16 protein-coding genes and 2 pseudogenes are annotated in these 15,167 nt (G+C 60.2%); 14 read left to right on the top strand and 4 right to left on the bottom strand.

The window, feature by feature from the left end:
• Positions 1-119: 119 nt before the first annotated feature.
• Entirely contained in the window at positions 120-596 is a 477-nt protein-coding gene (locus tag NKH80_RS25365) for a hypothetical protein (protein WP_352706209.1), read from the bottom strand.
• A 176-nt stretch (positions 597-772) separates the two neighbouring features.
• Between NKH80_RS25365 and NKH80_RS25370 the strand changes: the two genes are divergently transcribed.
• The 4 genes and pseudogenes from NKH80_RS25370 to NKH80_RS25380 all read left to right on the top strand — a co-directional run bounded on the left by NKH80_RS25370 (position 773) and on the right by NKH80_RS25380 (position 3,285).
• Positions 773-1,111 (top strand): hypothetical protein, encoded by a 339-nt coding sequence (locus tag NKH80_RS25370; protein ID WP_352457937.1) that lies wholly within the window; start codon positions 773-775, stop codon positions 1,109-1,111.
• A 1,071-nt stretch (positions 1,112-2,182) separates the two neighbouring features.
• Positions 2,183-2,336 (top strand): annotated as a pseudogene (locus tag NKH80_RS25375) (diguanylate cyclase); the annotation flags it as partial.
• A 143-nt stretch (positions 2,337-2,479) separates the two neighbouring features.
• Positions 2,480-2,692: a hypothetical protein gene (locus NKH80_RS30155; RefSeq protein WP_502895030.1), complete on the top strand. Its 213-nt coding sequence runs from the start codon at positions 2,480-2,482 to the stop codon at positions 2,690-2,692.
• 308 nt (positions 2,693-3,000) lie between these two features.
• Positions 3,001-3,285 carry a DUF982 domain-containing protein gene (locus tag NKH80_RS25380; RefSeq protein WP_023680323.1) on the top strand — a complete coding sequence of 95 codons (285 nt, stop codon included), beginning with the start codon at positions 3,001-3,003 and terminating at the stop codon, positions 3,283-3,285.
• Positions 3,286-4,129: 844 nt separating this feature from the next.
• On the opposite strand, the gene NKH80_RS25385 is transcribed toward NKH80_RS25380, so the two are convergent.
• Positions 4,130-4,987, bottom strand: coding sequence for an alpha/beta fold hydrolase (locus NKH80_RS25385; protein WP_352778304.1), 858 nt, complete (start codon positions 4,985-4,987; stop codon positions 4,130-4,132).
• Positions 4,988-5,239: 252 nt separating this feature from the next.
• Here NKH80_RS25385 and NKH80_RS25390 point away from each other — a divergent pair, with 252 nt between their 5' ends.
• From NKH80_RS25390 to NKH80_RS25420, 6 genes and pseudogenes are all read left to right on the top strand, one after another.
• Positions 5,240-6,289 carry a YihY/virulence factor BrkB family protein gene (locus NKH80_RS25390; RefSeq protein WP_352706213.1) on the top strand — a complete coding sequence of 350 codons (1,050 nt, stop codon included), beginning with the start codon at positions 5,240-5,242 and terminating at the stop codon, positions 6,287-6,289.
• A 48-nt stretch (positions 6,290-6,337) separates the two neighbouring features.
• Positions 6,338-6,881 (top strand): annotated as a pseudogene (locus NKH80_RS30160) (transposase); the annotation flags it as partial.
• A gap of 237 nt (positions 6,882-7,118) precedes the next feature.
• Complete coding sequence (locus NKH80_RS25405) at positions 7,119-7,466, top strand: hypothetical protein (RefSeq protein WP_352457932.1); 348 nt, start codon at positions 7,119-7,121, stop codon at positions 7,464-7,466.
• A gap of 4 nt (positions 7,467-7,470) precedes the next feature.
• Complete coding sequence (locus NKH80_RS25410) at positions 7,471-7,866, top strand: phage holin family protein (protein ID WP_352706221.1); 396 nt, start codon at positions 7,471-7,473, stop codon at positions 7,864-7,866.
• The gene (locus tag NKH80_RS25415) at positions 7,863-8,747 is read left to right on the top strand and encodes a hypothetical protein (RefSeq protein WP_352706224.1); all 885 of its coding nucleotides are present in this window, start codon (positions 7,863-7,865) and stop codon (positions 8,745-8,747) included. Before NKH80_RS25410 ends, NKH80_RS25415 begins: the two co-directional genes overlap by 4 nt.
• On the top strand, positions 8,744-9,508 hold the full coding sequence (locus NKH80_RS25420) for a hypothetical protein (RefSeq protein WP_352706226.1): 765 nt from the start codon (positions 8,744-8,746) through the stop codon (positions 9,506-9,508). The genes NKH80_RS25415 and NKH80_RS25420 overlap by 4 nt, the downstream gene beginning before the upstream one ends.
• A 712-nt stretch (positions 9,509-10,220) precedes the next feature.
• Here the strand turns inward: NKH80_RS25420 and NKH80_RS25425 are convergent.
• Positions 10,221-10,730, bottom strand: a complete 510-nt coding sequence (locus tag NKH80_RS25425) for a ferritin-like domain-containing protein (RefSeq protein WP_352457928.1) — start codon at positions 10,728-10,730, stop codon at positions 10,221-10,223.
• Between the two features lie 142 nt (positions 10,731-10,872).
• Here NKH80_RS25425 and NKH80_RS25430 point away from each other — a divergent pair, with 142 nt between their 5' ends.
• From NKH80_RS25430 to NKH80_RS25445, 4 genes are all read left to right on the top strand, one after another.
• Complete coding sequence (locus tag NKH80_RS25430) at positions 10,873-11,064, top strand: hypothetical protein (RefSeq protein WP_023680339.1); 192 nt, start codon at positions 10,873-10,875, stop codon at positions 11,062-11,064.
• Between the two features lie 320 nt (positions 11,065-11,384).
• Positions 11,385-11,738, top strand: coding sequence for a hypothetical protein (locus NKH80_RS25435; protein ID WP_352706230.1), 354 nt, complete (start codon positions 11,385-11,387; stop codon positions 11,736-11,738).
• A gap of 997 nt (positions 11,739-12,735) precedes the next feature.
• Positions 12,736-13,119 carry a hypothetical protein gene (locus NKH80_RS25440; protein WP_352473695.1) on the top strand — a complete coding sequence of 128 codons (384 nt, stop codon included), beginning with the start codon at positions 12,736-12,738 and terminating at the stop codon, positions 13,117-13,119.
• Positions 13,120-13,514: 395 nt separating this feature from the next.
• Entirely contained in the window at positions 13,515-13,802 is a 288-nt protein-coding gene (locus NKH80_RS25445; protein WP_352706232.1) for a hypothetical protein, read from the top strand.
• 1,096 nt (positions 13,803-14,898) lie between these two features.
• On the opposite strand, the gene NKH80_RS25450 is transcribed toward NKH80_RS25445, so the two are convergent.
• Positions 14,899-15,162, bottom strand: a complete 264-nt coding sequence (locus NKH80_RS25450) for an SDR family NAD(P)-dependent oxidoreductase (protein WP_352706234.1) — start codon at positions 15,160-15,162, stop codon at positions 14,899-14,901.
• Positions 15,163-15,167 lie beyond the last annotated feature (5 nt).

The following is a 15,167-nucleotide window of genomic DNA, read 5'->3' on the forward strand; positions in this document are numbered from 1 at the left end:
TCCGGCGCATCTGCTCCGGCGTCAACATCAGCAAATCACTCAAGGCGGCACCTCCTGCCACCTTGAATCACCCAACAGAGATCAATTCAACAAATTAATGGGTCCTGACCCTAGCTGGACTATTGCTCGACCGGAAGCGGCTCGTGCTGCGGCTCAGCGTGGTGGAAGACCTGTCCAAGATCGCGCGCGTCGAACGTTTGGCCGCAGACTGGGCAGTAGACCAAGTGCTTCGACTCGTCCTCTACCGGCCCGTCATGCGGCCTGCCCTCATAGCCTGTCGCGATGTTGTCGGTTCTAATCCGGGGCAACGACAGTGCCTTTCGTCGTTTTGGCGGCCGATATTTCTCCATTAGCCGGACCTTGTCACGGTCGACCGTGACCAGCGGCCCGAGGTCGATAGTCACGGTGTCCTCGTCGATGCGCGTGACCTCGCCTTTCAGGTCGATTTGCTGGCCTCGGTTCACCTTGGTGTGGTCGATGATGGAATGTGGGAAGTCGTAACCTGGGATCGAGACCCTTACGCGGTCCTCTGTTACCCGCGTCAGAACCCTGGCCGTAATCGCCACCTGGTCACCAATGCCTATTCTCCGAGCCATGCCATGGATTCTGGTGCGGGCAGTGTCTTCTTCAAGAGGCCTCTAATATACGCCGGCCATCCTAAGGCTGACCTACGACCAGAGTTACAAAAGTTGAACTTCACCGGGGAACACTCCTTCTGTCTGCCTGTTCAATTTGCCAGGCGCATCCCGCGCATTCAGACAGGAGAAAGAAGATGAAACGCATCCTTTTGGCTTCGGCCGTGCTGGCGGTGTCGGCCGGGCTTTCCTTTGCCCAGACGACGAGCGGAACTTCGAGCGGAACCTCGACCACCACAACCATGCCCAGCACGACGGATCAGGGCACCGGCACGACGAGCAGCGGGACCAACATGTCCGGCGATCAGGGCACCGACACGACCACCACCAGCGGCACCACAAATCCGAACTCGGCCAGAGACTGCGCGCCCGGCCAGCAGACTGGCAGCGCTCAGCAGGCGGCGCCTGGTCAGCAGGACACGACAGCCAACACCGCCGCGCCGGGCCAGGTGAAAAAGACCGACGAAGGTTGCTGATTGGCACATCGGCTCAGGTTGGGAATCACCAGCGTGTGGCTGGCTGATCTCCCCCGACCACCGCCTGAACTCAACTCGGCTGGCGAGCAAGTTCCCGCCAGCTCAACGTTCTGATGCTGAAAATACTGGACCAGATCTATGCGGTCTCACCGTTAGCGCCAGCGAAGCGACGACACCGGGGCGGGACAGGCGGGGCCGCTACAGCTCCAGGCTTGTCTTCCCGGTGCGCACGGCGTCGACGACTTCGCGCATCGAGTCGAGGACGAGCTGCCGACGATCCGCATGCGGATCAGCAACTCAGGGTCGATCGAGGGACGGCCGACCGGGCAGGCCGCACCCTAATACCCAAGCGGAAAGGCCACGCCCACGCCTGGACACGGCCAGTGTATATCGGCGGGCTGCTTGCCAATGAGCTCTAGTGATGTCGAGCGCCCGCTGCGCCGATATGAGCGTGGAGGCCACGAACAGGCGTATCAAAGGTCTGGCCTGATCGCGCCGGCTGATGATGCGCATAAAGGCCTGGGGGCCAGGCATCAGCGGCTCGGCCGTCGCCACGATCTCGGCCTGCCGCCACTTGTAGAAGGGCGCCAGATACTGGCGGATGGCCTTTTAGCGTAGCGTCATGCTGGAGCGCCAACGGATCGGGATCGATGCCGTCAAAGGCGACAAGACCAAGTACCCAGGACGGAAGCCAGCAGCGATGGGGAAGCGCGACAAGATCGTGAAGTTGGATGCCGAGGGCATGACCAGAACAGCGATAGCCAAAGGAACTGGGGGTCAGTGAGCGGAGCGTTTATCCGGCGCTTCAGGGGACCGGTGAGCGCCTATAGGTGACCACTAGGACTACGAGGCGAATTAGGCCCCACCAGACTATGAAACGCTCCTCTCCTAAGCTGACCCGCGCTCTTCCGTATCTTGACCCTCAGCTTCAGACGCCTGTCGAGGAAGTGTTCGACGCTGGCCATCACCCGTGCGCCCGCACGCTCGCTGCGAACATAGAGGGCAGTCGTCGGCGTAGCGAACGAAGCAGTGCTTGCGTCGCTCCAGTTCCTTGGCGAGTTCGTCCAGCATTCCGACTTTGAAACATGGCTGATTTCCACACAGTCGCGGCGGGGCAAGACCGGCTTTTAAGCGGTTGAGACGGATCATGGATGGTCGCTGGCTCTGGATGACGGAAACGGATCAAAACGACGGCTGGATGCTCTGCATAGCCAACGAGATCACAATCTGCGGCTTCGGAAGCGAGGCTAGTCTCCATGACGTCAGGGCACGCCGCCGCTTCCGGTCTGCCAGTCTGGCGCATGTGTCAACAGTTCCGAGCCGAAGCACTGCACCGCCCTCCCAGCCAAAGAAAGTTGGCTCGCCCGACTGGCAGAAGAAGGCCTCGATGCTTCGCGCCTTCGCGGGGCCGTCAGCCAGACCATCGCCGGTGAGCCGCCGAAGGAACGTGGCATCCTTGCCGCGCTGCGCCGATCCCGCTGCCGGAGCCGATCTCCAGGTCAAGATCTGATGCGACATCTGCTCGATACAAACCGCCTCGGAGCCCCTGCTCTAAAGGACGGCCCAACGAAACGACCATAATCTTTTCATCTCCTCCCTCACAGCCGTCGAATTCGTCGCGGTGTGCTTGAGAAGCCGTCGGGCAAGCGGCGTGACGAGCTCGAAAAATAGTTCGCGGCGTCGGACGGTGCACAGATGCTTTTTGCCGGCCGGGTCCTGTTGTACGACGAGAGGATGGTCCGGCTAGGCAAAGTGCCGGGCCCAAGGAGAGCCAGCTCAGCCTCAATCGAATCGGCCAGCGGTTCTTTGAATTCGCGGTAATCCACATTCATGCAACCACTGCCCTTGTCTTCGCGTTTAGCTGCGTTCAATCGTGGGGAGCGACAAGAATGCGGGCCTTCAGTCCAATTACAATCTGCCTCAATCGCAACCTGACGGTGGTCGCGTCCATAGCCGACGCAATGAAGGTGCTTCAGCAACCATGGCCTAGAATGGGAAAGCCGGGGCGGCTCAACGCGATCCGAATGGTCGAGGAGTCCCTCGCCGGGCATTGCAGCCAGCAAGCTGCGCTCGAGGCCTTCAAGGCGGCGGCGGCTGAACAGGGACTCCTTAGAACAAGAGGGACCACCGCAGGTCTGGGGAAAATTGCGCGGATGGTTGAAGATCTGATGTGAGGTCATGCCGGCCTCGCTAACACTGAAGAGCCGCCCCACTTGAAGCCCGAAATACTGCCTTCTCCCGCGGCAGCCGAAACGCCTCAAACGGGCTATTAGCCTGGACGTGAGAAGGCCCTGGCTTCGTCCGGGACAGCCAGGACCCAAGTCGCGGCGGTGGCAACTAATCTGGTGGTGGCCGTCAGATGGTTCAGCCAGGTCGGCACGAGAACCGAAGATAACCGGGACTGTGCCGGCGTCGGCATTCGCAAAGAGGGGCACTCTGCATCGTTCTCGATGGCTAATCAGCAGGAAGGAACGTCTTGGCCTCTTTGGCAGCAGCCTCGAAGGCCTGACGGACCTCCACCGGGGTCAGCCGCCCCTAAAATGCGTCGGCGCAGGACTGGATCGCCAGCTTCCACTTCGGTCCCCTCTTCGGCCAACTTCATGTTCCTCGGCGGCTCCCTTGACGTGGCTCACCCCGTAGGTGAGCCCAGGTCGGTTGGCCCTGACGTAGACCGGAGGGGATAACCAGTAAAGTGCCATGAGGGGGAACTTAGGCGGGAAGAGCCCGTTGACCAACCCAGCTGTAGGCGCGGATAGGGGAACGATGTAGGCCCCTCGCGGGTTTAGAGGTTGCAGCGGTCGTTCTTCGGATGTGCAGCCGCTGTGGCGGGGGTCCGTCGCCTTGCTGGCGGCGGGCTCCGCAAAGCGCGGTGTTGGTCGGAGACAAGGGAACCTTATACCGCAATCCAACTTAGCTAGTTGTAATGTCCCCTCCTCTTTTGCAGCAGCCAGGAATGCCCTGCAGGCCTCCTCCGGCTCCATCTGACGCTGCCCCCAGTTTCTATCCATTTTTGAGTCCTCAGCCCTCCAGGAACGCCAGAAGCGCCGCATTCACCTCGTTGCTCTCTTCGCGTTGAACCCAATGCGTCCCCTTCTCGAAAGTCTGCAGGCGGCCATCGTCGCAAAGGGCGAGACTGCGCTTGGCCAGCCCGGATTCCAGAGCCTGGTCCCGCATCCCCCAGATTACAAGAGTGGGCGTCGTGATCCGCTCCTTCAGGCTCGGGCGAAAGCGCAGGGCGCGATACCAGTTGAGCATGTTGGTCAGCGCCCCCGGCCGCTCCCAGGCCTGCCGATATTCTGCAATCTCCTCTTCTTCGAAGGCGCCTGCCCGGCTGGATGTCCTGAGTGCTCGTGCGAGCAAGGCCGAGCGGCGCGCACCCAAAACGGCTTCGGGCAGCAAGGGGATCTGGAAGAAAACCGCGTAGCTGCTCCGCAGAAACTGCGTCGGAGATCGCTGGGCATGGGTAAACAGCACCTCGGGATGGGGCGCATTCAGGATGACGAGCTTGTCCAGGCGATGAGGCAAGTTTGCCCCGGCGGCCCAAGCGACGATGCCGCCCCAGTCATGGCCGACGAGGTGAAACCTTCCGATGCCGAGCGCGTCGGCCAGGGCGACGACATCGCCGAGGAGTTTGGGGAGCGTGTACTCGTGGATGCCCTCGGGCTTGTCGCTGGTGTTGTAGCCCCTCTGGTCGGGAACGATGACCCGATATCCGGCGGAAGCGAGCGTACGGATCTGCCGTCTCCAGCCGATCCAGAAGTCCGGGAACCCGTGCAGGAGCATGACCGGCTTACCCTCGGCAGGCCCGGCCTGAACGACATGAAGCCGAATGCTTCCGGCGTTGACGAACTGATGTTCAGGCGCGAGTGAGATCATGGCTGGCAACGTGGGCTCGTTAAAGTGATCCAGCGCAATGAGGATTTAGATCAGGCTGCGTCGTCCCGACAACATGCACGCTCAGCCGTCGCATCCTCCGCCAGATGGGCATGGGAGCCGAAGGGCCAAGTGGGGATGGCGCAGGTGTTGGTACAGGCGGCGGATCTTTATTTGTAAGCGCAGGTCTGCACCTGCATCCTTTGGCGCTATTATACGTTTGCCCCGCGAAGAAGATGCTCCGGACCGGCGGCCATGTCGAAGAAAACAACCGAGGACGCTTACGAAGGTCAAGTGCAACTTGAGCGGCGGGCCGAACGGGAGAGCCGCGGACGCAATGCCGAATGGCCGTCAGAGATTCCCAGCCGCGGCTGGAAGGACGTGCTGTGGCGGGTCTTCGCTGAGCTCACCGAGGACCGTGTTATGCTTATCGCGGCCGGGGCCGCATTCTATCTGCTTCTTGCCCTCTTTCCAGCACTTGCCGCCTTCGTGTCCATCTACGGTTTCGTCGCCGATCCTCAGACCATCGCTGAGCACATTGCGTTCCTTGGCGGCGTACTGCCTTCGGGAGGTCTGGATATTATCAGATCTCAGCTTGCGTCCTTGGCCGCTCAGAAGGCTGGCGCGCTCAGCTTCGGCTTCATCTTCGGCCTTGCCGTCGCACTGTGGAGCGCCAGTAACGGCATAAAGACGCTATTCGAAGCCATGAACATCGCCTACGAGGAGAGTGAAAAGCGCGGCTTCATCCACCTGAATCTCCTGGCCTTGGGCTTCACACTTGGCGCCATCCTCATTGGTATCGGCTTTATCATCTCGGTGGGGATTGTGCCGGCCATGCTTGTGCTGCTGAACCTCGGCGGCTGGACCGAAGCCCTTGTGCGGATCTTTCGGTGGCCGATGATGCTGATCATGGTGGGCGTCGGGATCACGCTGATTTACCGCTACGGACCCAGCCGGGAAAGGGCAAAGTGGCAATGGGCGACATGGGGCGCCTTCCTCGCCGCTGTGGTCTGGATCGCAGTCTCGATAGGCTTCTCCTATTATCTTGAAAACTTCGCCAACTACAACGCCACGTATGGAGCTCTTGGGGCAGTCATCGGCTTAATGATGTGGACTTGGATTTCTGTGATTATCCTGGTTGTAGGTGCGGAGCTGAATTCCGAGATGGAGCATCAGACAGCGATGGACACCACCACAGGTGCGCAGCAGCCGATGGGTGCGCGAGGTGCCACGGTCGCCGACACACTGGGCGGACCGGCCGATGCCGCCGACCAGCAGTCGCGTTTGGACGAGCGCAACGCGTAGCGCGCAGATCAATTTGCACGCCATCGTCAAGCGGCTGCAGCCGAGCGTGAGCAACGGCTCAAGGCGCTGGTCGCCCGGCTTGCCCAGGTGACTGGCGATCTCACCATCCAGAAGCAACGCAAAAGCATCGTCGCCGATGCCGAAACCTCGCCAGCCTCGACGAGGTTCATTGTTCTGCTCAAGCATCAGAGCCGCCGACTTGAAGGGCGAGATCGCTCGCTACTCGACGACGATCCGCTGTGGGCCTGTCTCGATCAGGTCTTCGGTTCGGTCAAGGGCCCCGCGTACTCCTGATGGCCGAGTTGTCCGAGATTGACACCTTTCCAATAAGGCCATCGCCAAACTCGTGGGCTTGGCGCCGATCGCCAATGACAGCGGCAGACGCAGCGGTCGAAGACCGGTGCGCGGCGGCCGTAAAGGTCCGCGCTCCATCCTTTTCCTCATCGCGCTCACCGTCGCCAGATATGATCCCCCCGCGCCTTCAGACAGGAAAGGAAAGATGACTATTCGCATTGCGCCCGCCCGCAAGCTACCCATCATTCCCAATGCAAAAGCACGCGATGCGCGCCACGAGTTCGCAAACGCAACTTGACACCCCAGATAGTCACTCATTGGGAACCAACGTGCCTTACCTCCGTTTGCTCCTCGAATGGAGGAAACCATGAACAACCGGAATTCTGAACGGCGTCCCCCGACTGCGGTAAGAGCTGGTGACGGTACCTCGGAAGACATAGGAGCGACCGTAAGCGGCACGTTATCCAAAGCGTCCGACATAGCGCAAGGGGCAGCGGAAACCGCCAAACGGGCGGCCGTTGGTGGCGCGTCCACCGTGACCAATCAGGTGAAGGAGATGTTGGACCGTCAGGTCGGCAGCGGCGCCGAGGTGATGGGCCAACTGGCGAGTTCGACCAAGCGTGCGGCCGAGGACCTCGACGCAAACGCACCGATAGTCGCTGGGGTCGTGCGCACCTTCGCGAATAGGCTTGATGGATACGCAGACGACCTGCGAGACAGGTCCGTCGATCAGCTGGTTCTTGCAGCGTCCGATTTGGCGAGGCGCAAGCCGGGTTTGGTGTTTGGGCTGGCCGCCGTAGCGGGCTTTTTGACGTTCCGCACACTGAAGAGCGCGCCTCCCGCACCAGAGTCCAACAAGGGAAGGCGGCAGGGAGCGAACTGATCTGATGGCACAGGAACAACTGAAGAATTCGCCTCTCCCTCAAGCGCTGTCGGCAGTGTTGGCGGACGTCGCGGACCTCTTTCAAAAAGAGTTGCGCCTGGCGCATGCGGAGCTGTCCGCCAACGTCTCAACGAAGCTCCAAGCAGGTGTGTGGATGTCTGCTGCTGGCGGGCTGGGAGTGGTCGCCGCTCTGCTTCTAGTGCAAGCCCTCGTACTTGGAATAGCCAGCTTAGGGATGGCCCTGCACTGGTCGTGTCTGATCGTCGCGGCCGCAACGGCCCTCGCCGCTGGTTTCGCCTACTATCGGGGCCGCGCTGATGCGCAAAAAGAACTTCTGCCGACACACTCCATAAGCCAAATAAAGCAGGATATTGCGACAACCAAGGAGCAATTAACATGAGCCGCAATTCACAGGTCCAGGATTTTGGAACGAAAGAATGGCTTCTCAGCTCCGCTAGGAACAATCCCGAAGGCCTTCTGCTCGTCGCAGCAGGGTGCGCGCTGCTAATGCGCAGCCGCAGTTCAAGTGCCGGGCATCGCGAGCAATCCCGTGCAACCGACGGGCGCCAAAATGCTCCGCACGTACGCACCGCCAGCGGCGGGGCGTCCAAAGCGCAGGAAGAGGCTAGCGAGACAGCAGAGGCCATGCGCGACAATTTAGCCGGCATTGGGGAGAAGGTGAGTGAAACCGCAAGTCAGTACGCATCATCCGCCGCGTCATACGCAGAACAGGCCGGTCGCTCCGTATCCGAGAAGTCAGGGCGCGTGGTGCAGCAAGCCCAATCAACGTTGCAAGACACGATTGGCCGCATGGTGGAAGAACAGCCATTGGCTTTTGTTCTGGCCGGCTTCGCAGCTGGTGCCGCTATAGCTGCTGCTTTGCCGGCCAGCGATGTCGAGAGGCGCACGCTCGGCCCAGCAGGAGAGCGATTGACGGATGCTGCTGAAAAAGCTGGGGAACGCTTGAAGTCCTCGACAGCAAAGGCGGGCGAACGGCTCAAAAGCGCCGCCGAGGAACATGGGCTGAATTCGGACGGCCTGAAGGAGGTCGCAAGGGACGTTGCGGGCGCCTTTGGAAGCGCCTTGTCAGAAGAGCAATCAAGTGAACCCGTGCAGCCGCCTTCGCCAAGCCCAAGTGGATCGAGCGGTTCATCCACTCCGGCCGCCAAGCTGCAGCCGGGCAGCGCCACCCCTTCGGAAGGAATAACGGCCAAATCGCAGCGGTCGGGCAACGCTCGGTCGAGCAAACCTGCCCGCCCCGGTGGCAAGAGAGATTTATGATGGCCGATCCGCAACTTGAGCATCTTGAATACGAAGTTGAGGCTGCCCGGGCTAAGCTCGCCGAGGACTTGTCGACACTTCGGTCGCCAAACACGCTCTCCGAATTTACCGATGATTTGAAACACGAAGCGCTTGAGGCAAAGGATGCGCTGGTGGAGAAAGCAAGAGCCTCAATGCAATCGGTGGCGCAGGCGATTATTGACGATCTCAAGGCCAAGGCGGCTGCCAATCCGAGCGCTGCTTTGGCGATTGGGGCCGGTTTGGGGTGGCGTTTCCTCCGCCATCCGCCGATCGCAACTGCACTCGTCGGAGCGGGATTGATCAGCTTGTTGCGGACCAATTCAGCCCGGCCACCCAGCGAGCAGCAGGTTGATCACCTATCGTACGCCAAGGAGCGCCTGAAGGAGCAATCTAGCGATTTGGCGGAAAGCGTCAGTGATTTCGCTCTTGAAACGGCTGGCAAAATAAAACGCGAAGCTGCCGAGTTGACCGGCGTGGCCAAGGAAACTGTTAAAGAGAAGACAGAACGTCTGGCTGCGGGTATCCGCCATAGCGGCGTTGGGCCGCACCAGGGCGAGACTGTCGCAAAAGCATCCGCACCCTTCGATGAAGCTTCGTTAGCTGTTCAAGACGCATCGGGCAATGAGCATACCGAGGACAAACTCCTTCTGGCGGCGGCGGGTTTGGCAGTCGCCGCGGCTGTCGGCTTTGCCTATCAACGACGTCTGAATGAGCAGATGGACACCGACCGAACTGGATGAGCGTAGACAGAGGTCATTGCAGAGAAACAGTCGTCCTGAAGGCAAAGTATGATGCCGCGCTCACATTTATCGAGTCCCGACGAGTTCAGCCATCGGATTGCATATTCTGGAACCACGGACGGCGCGATGACGATGCGCACGGCGGAGAAGATCGGACAAAGCGGTCAACCCCTTCGAGCATGATGATCGTCGGCCGGTCGGTCACGGCCTTCAGCGAAACCGCCAGCGACCGGCTGAAGCGGAATTCACCCCGAAAACCGTGCAAGTGCTGCCGACCCCATAACGTGAGCGCAACGGCGCGCTCTGTCCGCTGTCAGGACGAACTTTCTTCGATCCGGCTTGGCGCTGCCGGTGCCCGCGCACGCACTGCTCAGTGATCAGGGACGAGTGTTCTCGGGCATTCCGCTATCGCGACCTCGTTTCGAACGTTTTAACACGCCCCCTCAAGCTTGATCTCGCCGAGCGCTGCGCTAGCCCTTCCGATCTTGGCTAGTGCCAATGCGTATTCGACCAGGCTTGCGCAGACGAACGCTTCAACTCTCTAAGAAGTGACGACGCCGCAATATTAGCATCGCTCGTCGTTGCAATTTCTCGAAATGCGCAGCTCGACGACCGCCTGCTAGGCGTGTTCGTTGCCCAGCGTTCACGAAGGGGGACGCGCTAGCGGACGAATCCCGATCACCCAGTTCACGGTCACTACGTTCCTACCCGATCACCGCTTGGCGCTGTCGCTGTCCGCTTCGGCCCGCGCAAGGAACTGCTCGGTCGTCGAGGGAAGACGGGTTTTCAGCCAATCCGCCATCGCGACTTCCTCTCGCAGATTCTCTTCGCAAACCCGAAGAGCCTCCGTTTCGCCGAGCGATCGAGCAGCGGCAATCAGGATCGTGTAGGAGGCGATTTCCATGTGCTCGAACGTGTAGCTCGCGAGCGATCCTTTCATCACCTCGTCTCCAGCGAAGACGCCGCTCAGCGATTGCGCCATCGCCGTCAGCTTACCGCCAGCGTCCTTCATCGTGGATGAACCCTCGTCCATCTGATCGAGACAAGTCTTCAGCCGGGCAGCCTGCTGCTTCGTCTCGTCGAGGTGCTGTCGGATCCGGTCGCTCAGCTCGGGATAGTTCTCGATGCGACCCAACTGCCCGTTCAACATCGTTTCGGCCTGCTCTTCCATGGCATGGGCATCTCTAAGCCATTGGACAAACCATTCGCGGCTTTCTGACATCTCGAATCTCCTTTGCGATCTAAGGAAACTTTCAGAAGAGGACATTGTTCCGGAGTAGAGCCCGCCGAACGGGCCTTGACCGTCGCAGAGATCAGCGTCGTGGCGGGTCTCAATTCACCTCGCGAAAATGCTGCAGCGATGCGTGGAAAAGGCCAAGATCGCGGAAGATCGGCGCAAGGAAAACGGCCCGTGGACGCTCGCCGCTGCGCCGCTCCATCACAAAGTCCAACTGGCACTGGCCGCTTCCTGGCCATCCGACGCGGCGACATACGGCGACATATTGAAGGTCCCGCATGGCATACTGCGACCGCTGCATGTCGTTCCTGGCAAGTAAGAACGGCAAGCAGATGAAGCTACCAGCGCTCGGCGAAGCTGAAGTGGATTCTCGACGAGGCGCTGATCGCGGCCGCTGGCGCTCCGCATTGAGCCTTGTGCCTCACCGCGCCACCGCAGTCACAAGGAACGCGACGGCCTCTCCGCTCATTGATTGCTTTTCGACTCGAGCCGCCGTCATGAGGTTCTAATATACGCCGGCCATCCTAAGGCTGAGCTACGACCAGAGTTACAAAAGTTGAACTTCATCGGGGAACACTCCTTCTGTCTGCCTGTTCAATTTGCCAGGCGCATCCGGCGCATTCAGACAGGAGAAAGAAGATGAAACGCATCCTTTTGGCTTCGGCCGTGCTGGCGGTGTCGGCCGGGCTTTCCTTTGCCCAGACGACCAGCGGAACTTCGAGCGGAACCTCGACGAGCGGAACCTCGACCACGACGACCATGCCCAGCACGACGGATCAGGGCACCGGCACGACGAGCAGCGGGACCAACATGTCCGGCGATCAAGGCACCGACACGACGACCACCAGCGGCACCACAAATCCGAACTCGGCCAGAGACTGCGCGCCCGGCCAGCAGACTGGCAGCGCTCAGCAGGCGGCGCCAGGTCAGCAGGACACGGCAGCCAACACCGCCGCGCCAGGCCAGGTCAAAAAGACCGACCAAGGTTGCTGATTGGCACATCGGCAAAGGTTGGAATCACCAGCGTGTGGCTGGCCAGTCTCCCCCGACCACCGCCTGAACTCAACTCGGCTGGCGAGCAAGTTGCCGCCAGCCGAGCATCAGTTGAGGAACCTTTGCGCTTGCTTGTGCTTTCAGTGGGCACGCCTGGCTTCTGTTTGCTTTCGGTCAGATAGATATCCGCCTGCTCGCGCATCTTGCCTGAAGGGAGCTGCGGCCGCGCTCAGAGGAGAGCCGCGCTGTATTGCCGATAGCGCTAGAGCGAAGAAGCCCTACGGCACCGGCAGTTGGACTGACACCAAGTTGGCTCCGAGAGCGCTGGGAACAGCCTGGCACGGCACGTTGCTCAGTTTGGACCTTCGCAAAGGATGCATGGAATGGCGAAAGACGTTTCTCGCGAGGAAGAGCAACGCGGCACCGGAAAGGTCCTCATCTGGGGCGCCGCGATCGCCCTTGTTCTCTTTGTTGCCCTGCTGGCCATATTCGTTCTGGGGTAGTCCTGACTGCTGCAGCAGGATCTAACTTGGGTGCACGACGTTCTGAGCCTAGAGAGCTGCAGAGCCTACTTGGATCTTGAGCACCGTGGGGTTGAATGCAAGCTCCCGTGTGGTGCAACTGACTGCTAGGCTTTCGCGGTTTGGTGTCCTCTTCGGTTTAGATGCCGCGGGCCGACGTCACAGCAAGTGCGGCCTTCAGGCGCTGCTCCCGAAGCCGCGGTCTTTGCGTCTCGTGCCGCACGCTCAATGTCGGTCAATCCTCGTGCAGCATCCGAGGCGCGCTCGTCTCTGGCTTGTCTTTCTTTCTCGGTAGGCAACTTCCTACACTCCGATGTGCCAGCACAGTCGGCTGTCGGCACCCAACCATGGTCGCCATATCGTATTCCACGCCAAACAGAAAAAACCCGCCTCGACTGCCGCTGAGCGCGCGCATCCCCGCCTCTGGAACGCTTCAAATACTTTGCCGTTGTTAAAGGCACCTGCAGGAGCCAGGCATGAGAGTATTCCAACGAATTTTGCCGCTCGCCGTGTTCGCGTTGCAACTCTTTGCCGTGCAGTCATTTGCTCAGACCGAGCAGCAAGATCTTCCGGGGCAAGGCGCATCATCGACAACCGAAGATGCCGAGGATGTCGGCGTCGACGTTTCGCTTGGCAGGCACGAAGTGAAACAGCAGATCGCACGGGAGCTTGGAATCTCTGAGGTGGAAGTGCCTCTGGCAGTTCATGTGCCTATCGAGCTCGCCAAGCGGGTCTGCGAGAAAGAGGTATTCGACGCACGCGCCAATGTGAACCGAAGCTGCACCGCGACGAAATACATCCCGGAAATTGCCGAAGCAGCACGAAATCGTCCGCAAACCTCTGCCGTTCCGGAGCAATAGGCGAAGACGAATACTATGGGATAAAGAAGGGGTGCTTGGCTACTCTGGGCGATCGACAAAGCGCCGCCCCGAAAGTGTGGAGCGCTTGCGCGTAAGTTTTCAGGCAGCGTCGATACCGCTTGGCTTCCCCAGAGGATGAATCAGTTTGGGGCCGTATGCTTCGACAAAAGGCGCACACCAGATTGCGAAGGCAACCTTCGACCGGTAGAGGCGGACACTGCTTGTTAGCAGCATCTTGAAGATCGCCAAACTGACGAGCTTCTCTGGTCAGCATAGTAGCTTTTTGAGACTCCCGGCCCTTTTAGGTATACTTTCCCCTGACTGTCGGCAATTGTTAGGGCGTCGTCAGCTGTGAGCGACCATCGCGCTTCCGCCCCGATCGGGAGACAGCGCAGATGGAAACCTCGTTCAAGAACGAACTGTTGCGGCGCCTGAGCGCGCCGGATCTGACATTGCTGCAGCCTCACCTCGAAGGCCGTCACTTGGGACTGACGACGCACCTGGAGCAGGCCTCGGTCCCGATTGACACCGTCGATTTCTTCGAGAGCGGTCTCGGGTCAATGGTGGCGAAGCTTCGGGCTGAGGTCGAGGCCGAGGTTGGCCTTATTGGCTTTGACGGTATGACCGGATCAGCCCTGGTCGTGGGTGAGGACCGGTCCCCGCACGATTGCTTGTTCAATTGAAGGCTGAAGCTATTGCTATAGACGCGCGTTGGCGGATCGTTCTTATGGGCAGCCCGAGGCGGAATACATCCGACTGATCGGGACGCCCCGTTGCTCATGATGTCACCCGTGCTGCCCTCTCTCCCGTCGCTGACCACATTCGGGAGGTGGCGATTGGCACCTGTCAGGACGTTCTGGCAAGGGTTGTCCAACGGTATGAAACCGCAGTGTCGATTCAGGACAGGATCGTTGAACATTGCAAGGAGGTCGGATTAACACTGCAAGCAGATGAAGCTTTTTTGCAGGCCTTGTGGTTGTCGCTGGCGAAGGCCAGGACGGCCTTGGAGCGTGAGGTCCCCCCAGCACCGCTGCATGCGCACCTGGCCGGCCGCTCTAGTCCTGGACAATTGCCGACCTCGTCGCTGGTCAGCATGCCAGAATGTCGATGCCGGAAGCCATGAGGACCCCGATTGAATGTTCTCATTCGTTTGTGATCGGGGGTGCAAGGCAATCCGGCTCCAGCGCATGTTGGCCTCAGGAACAAACCGCGGTCGCATCCGTTCAGCATCGCGAAGGACGAGACGGCTGTCCACGGCCTTTCCGGTACTGCAAAGGAGACATGACGTGCTCGGTCCGCAGAGGGGGTTTTCGAAGACCATCTAAGGCTTCGCGCCGCTGGCGACATCGAGGAGGATCTTAGGCGCAACTATGCTGTGGACGTGGTCCCCTTGACCGCGAATTCGAATTTAGAGGCCATGATGCCGTCCGCCTGTCGTCCAAACGCCTGCGCGAGCAGCTGCCTCAAGGTGAGTTCAACTACATCGCAAAACAGGTCCGCGGCCCCTATACACTGCTGATCTGGTCGGCAACTTCGTCCAGGTTCGACGCCATTGAGGGCGCCGACAGTTCCGTCATTCAGGACGGCAAGATTGTCTTCCAGTCCATTCACTACAGGTTGCACCCCAAGGGGGCTGGGGAAGCCGGCGGGCTCTTCCACTCACCGCATCCGACTGGTCACAAGCTTTGTTCAGTACCGGCGCCATCCACCAGAAACGTCCTGATCACACATGCGGCGGGATTTCCTCGAAGCGGCCGAAAAGCAGGACTGCGGCGCAATTCACCCACACGTCGATCCTGCCGAAACGCGACACGGCAAAGCTGCGCATTCTCCACGGGCCGCATCGTCCGCCATATCGGTGGCAAAGGTCAGCGCCTCACCGCCCAAGCCGGCGCACTCCTTGGCGACCTTGTCGAGTGCGTCCGCGTTTCTTGAGACCAGCACTAGCCGTGCGCCTTTGCGCGCCAAACCCAGAGCAGTCGCTCTGCCGATGCCGCTCGAGGCGCCGGCGACCACGACGACGGCTCCCCGCAGTTCGGCCATTCGTC

It is taken from the genome of Mesorhizobium sp. M0904, from assembly GCF_040319475.1.
In the GTDB taxonomy this organism is placed as follows: domain Bacteria; phylum Pseudomonadota; class Alphaproteobacteria; order Rhizobiales; family Rhizobiaceae; genus Mesorhizobium.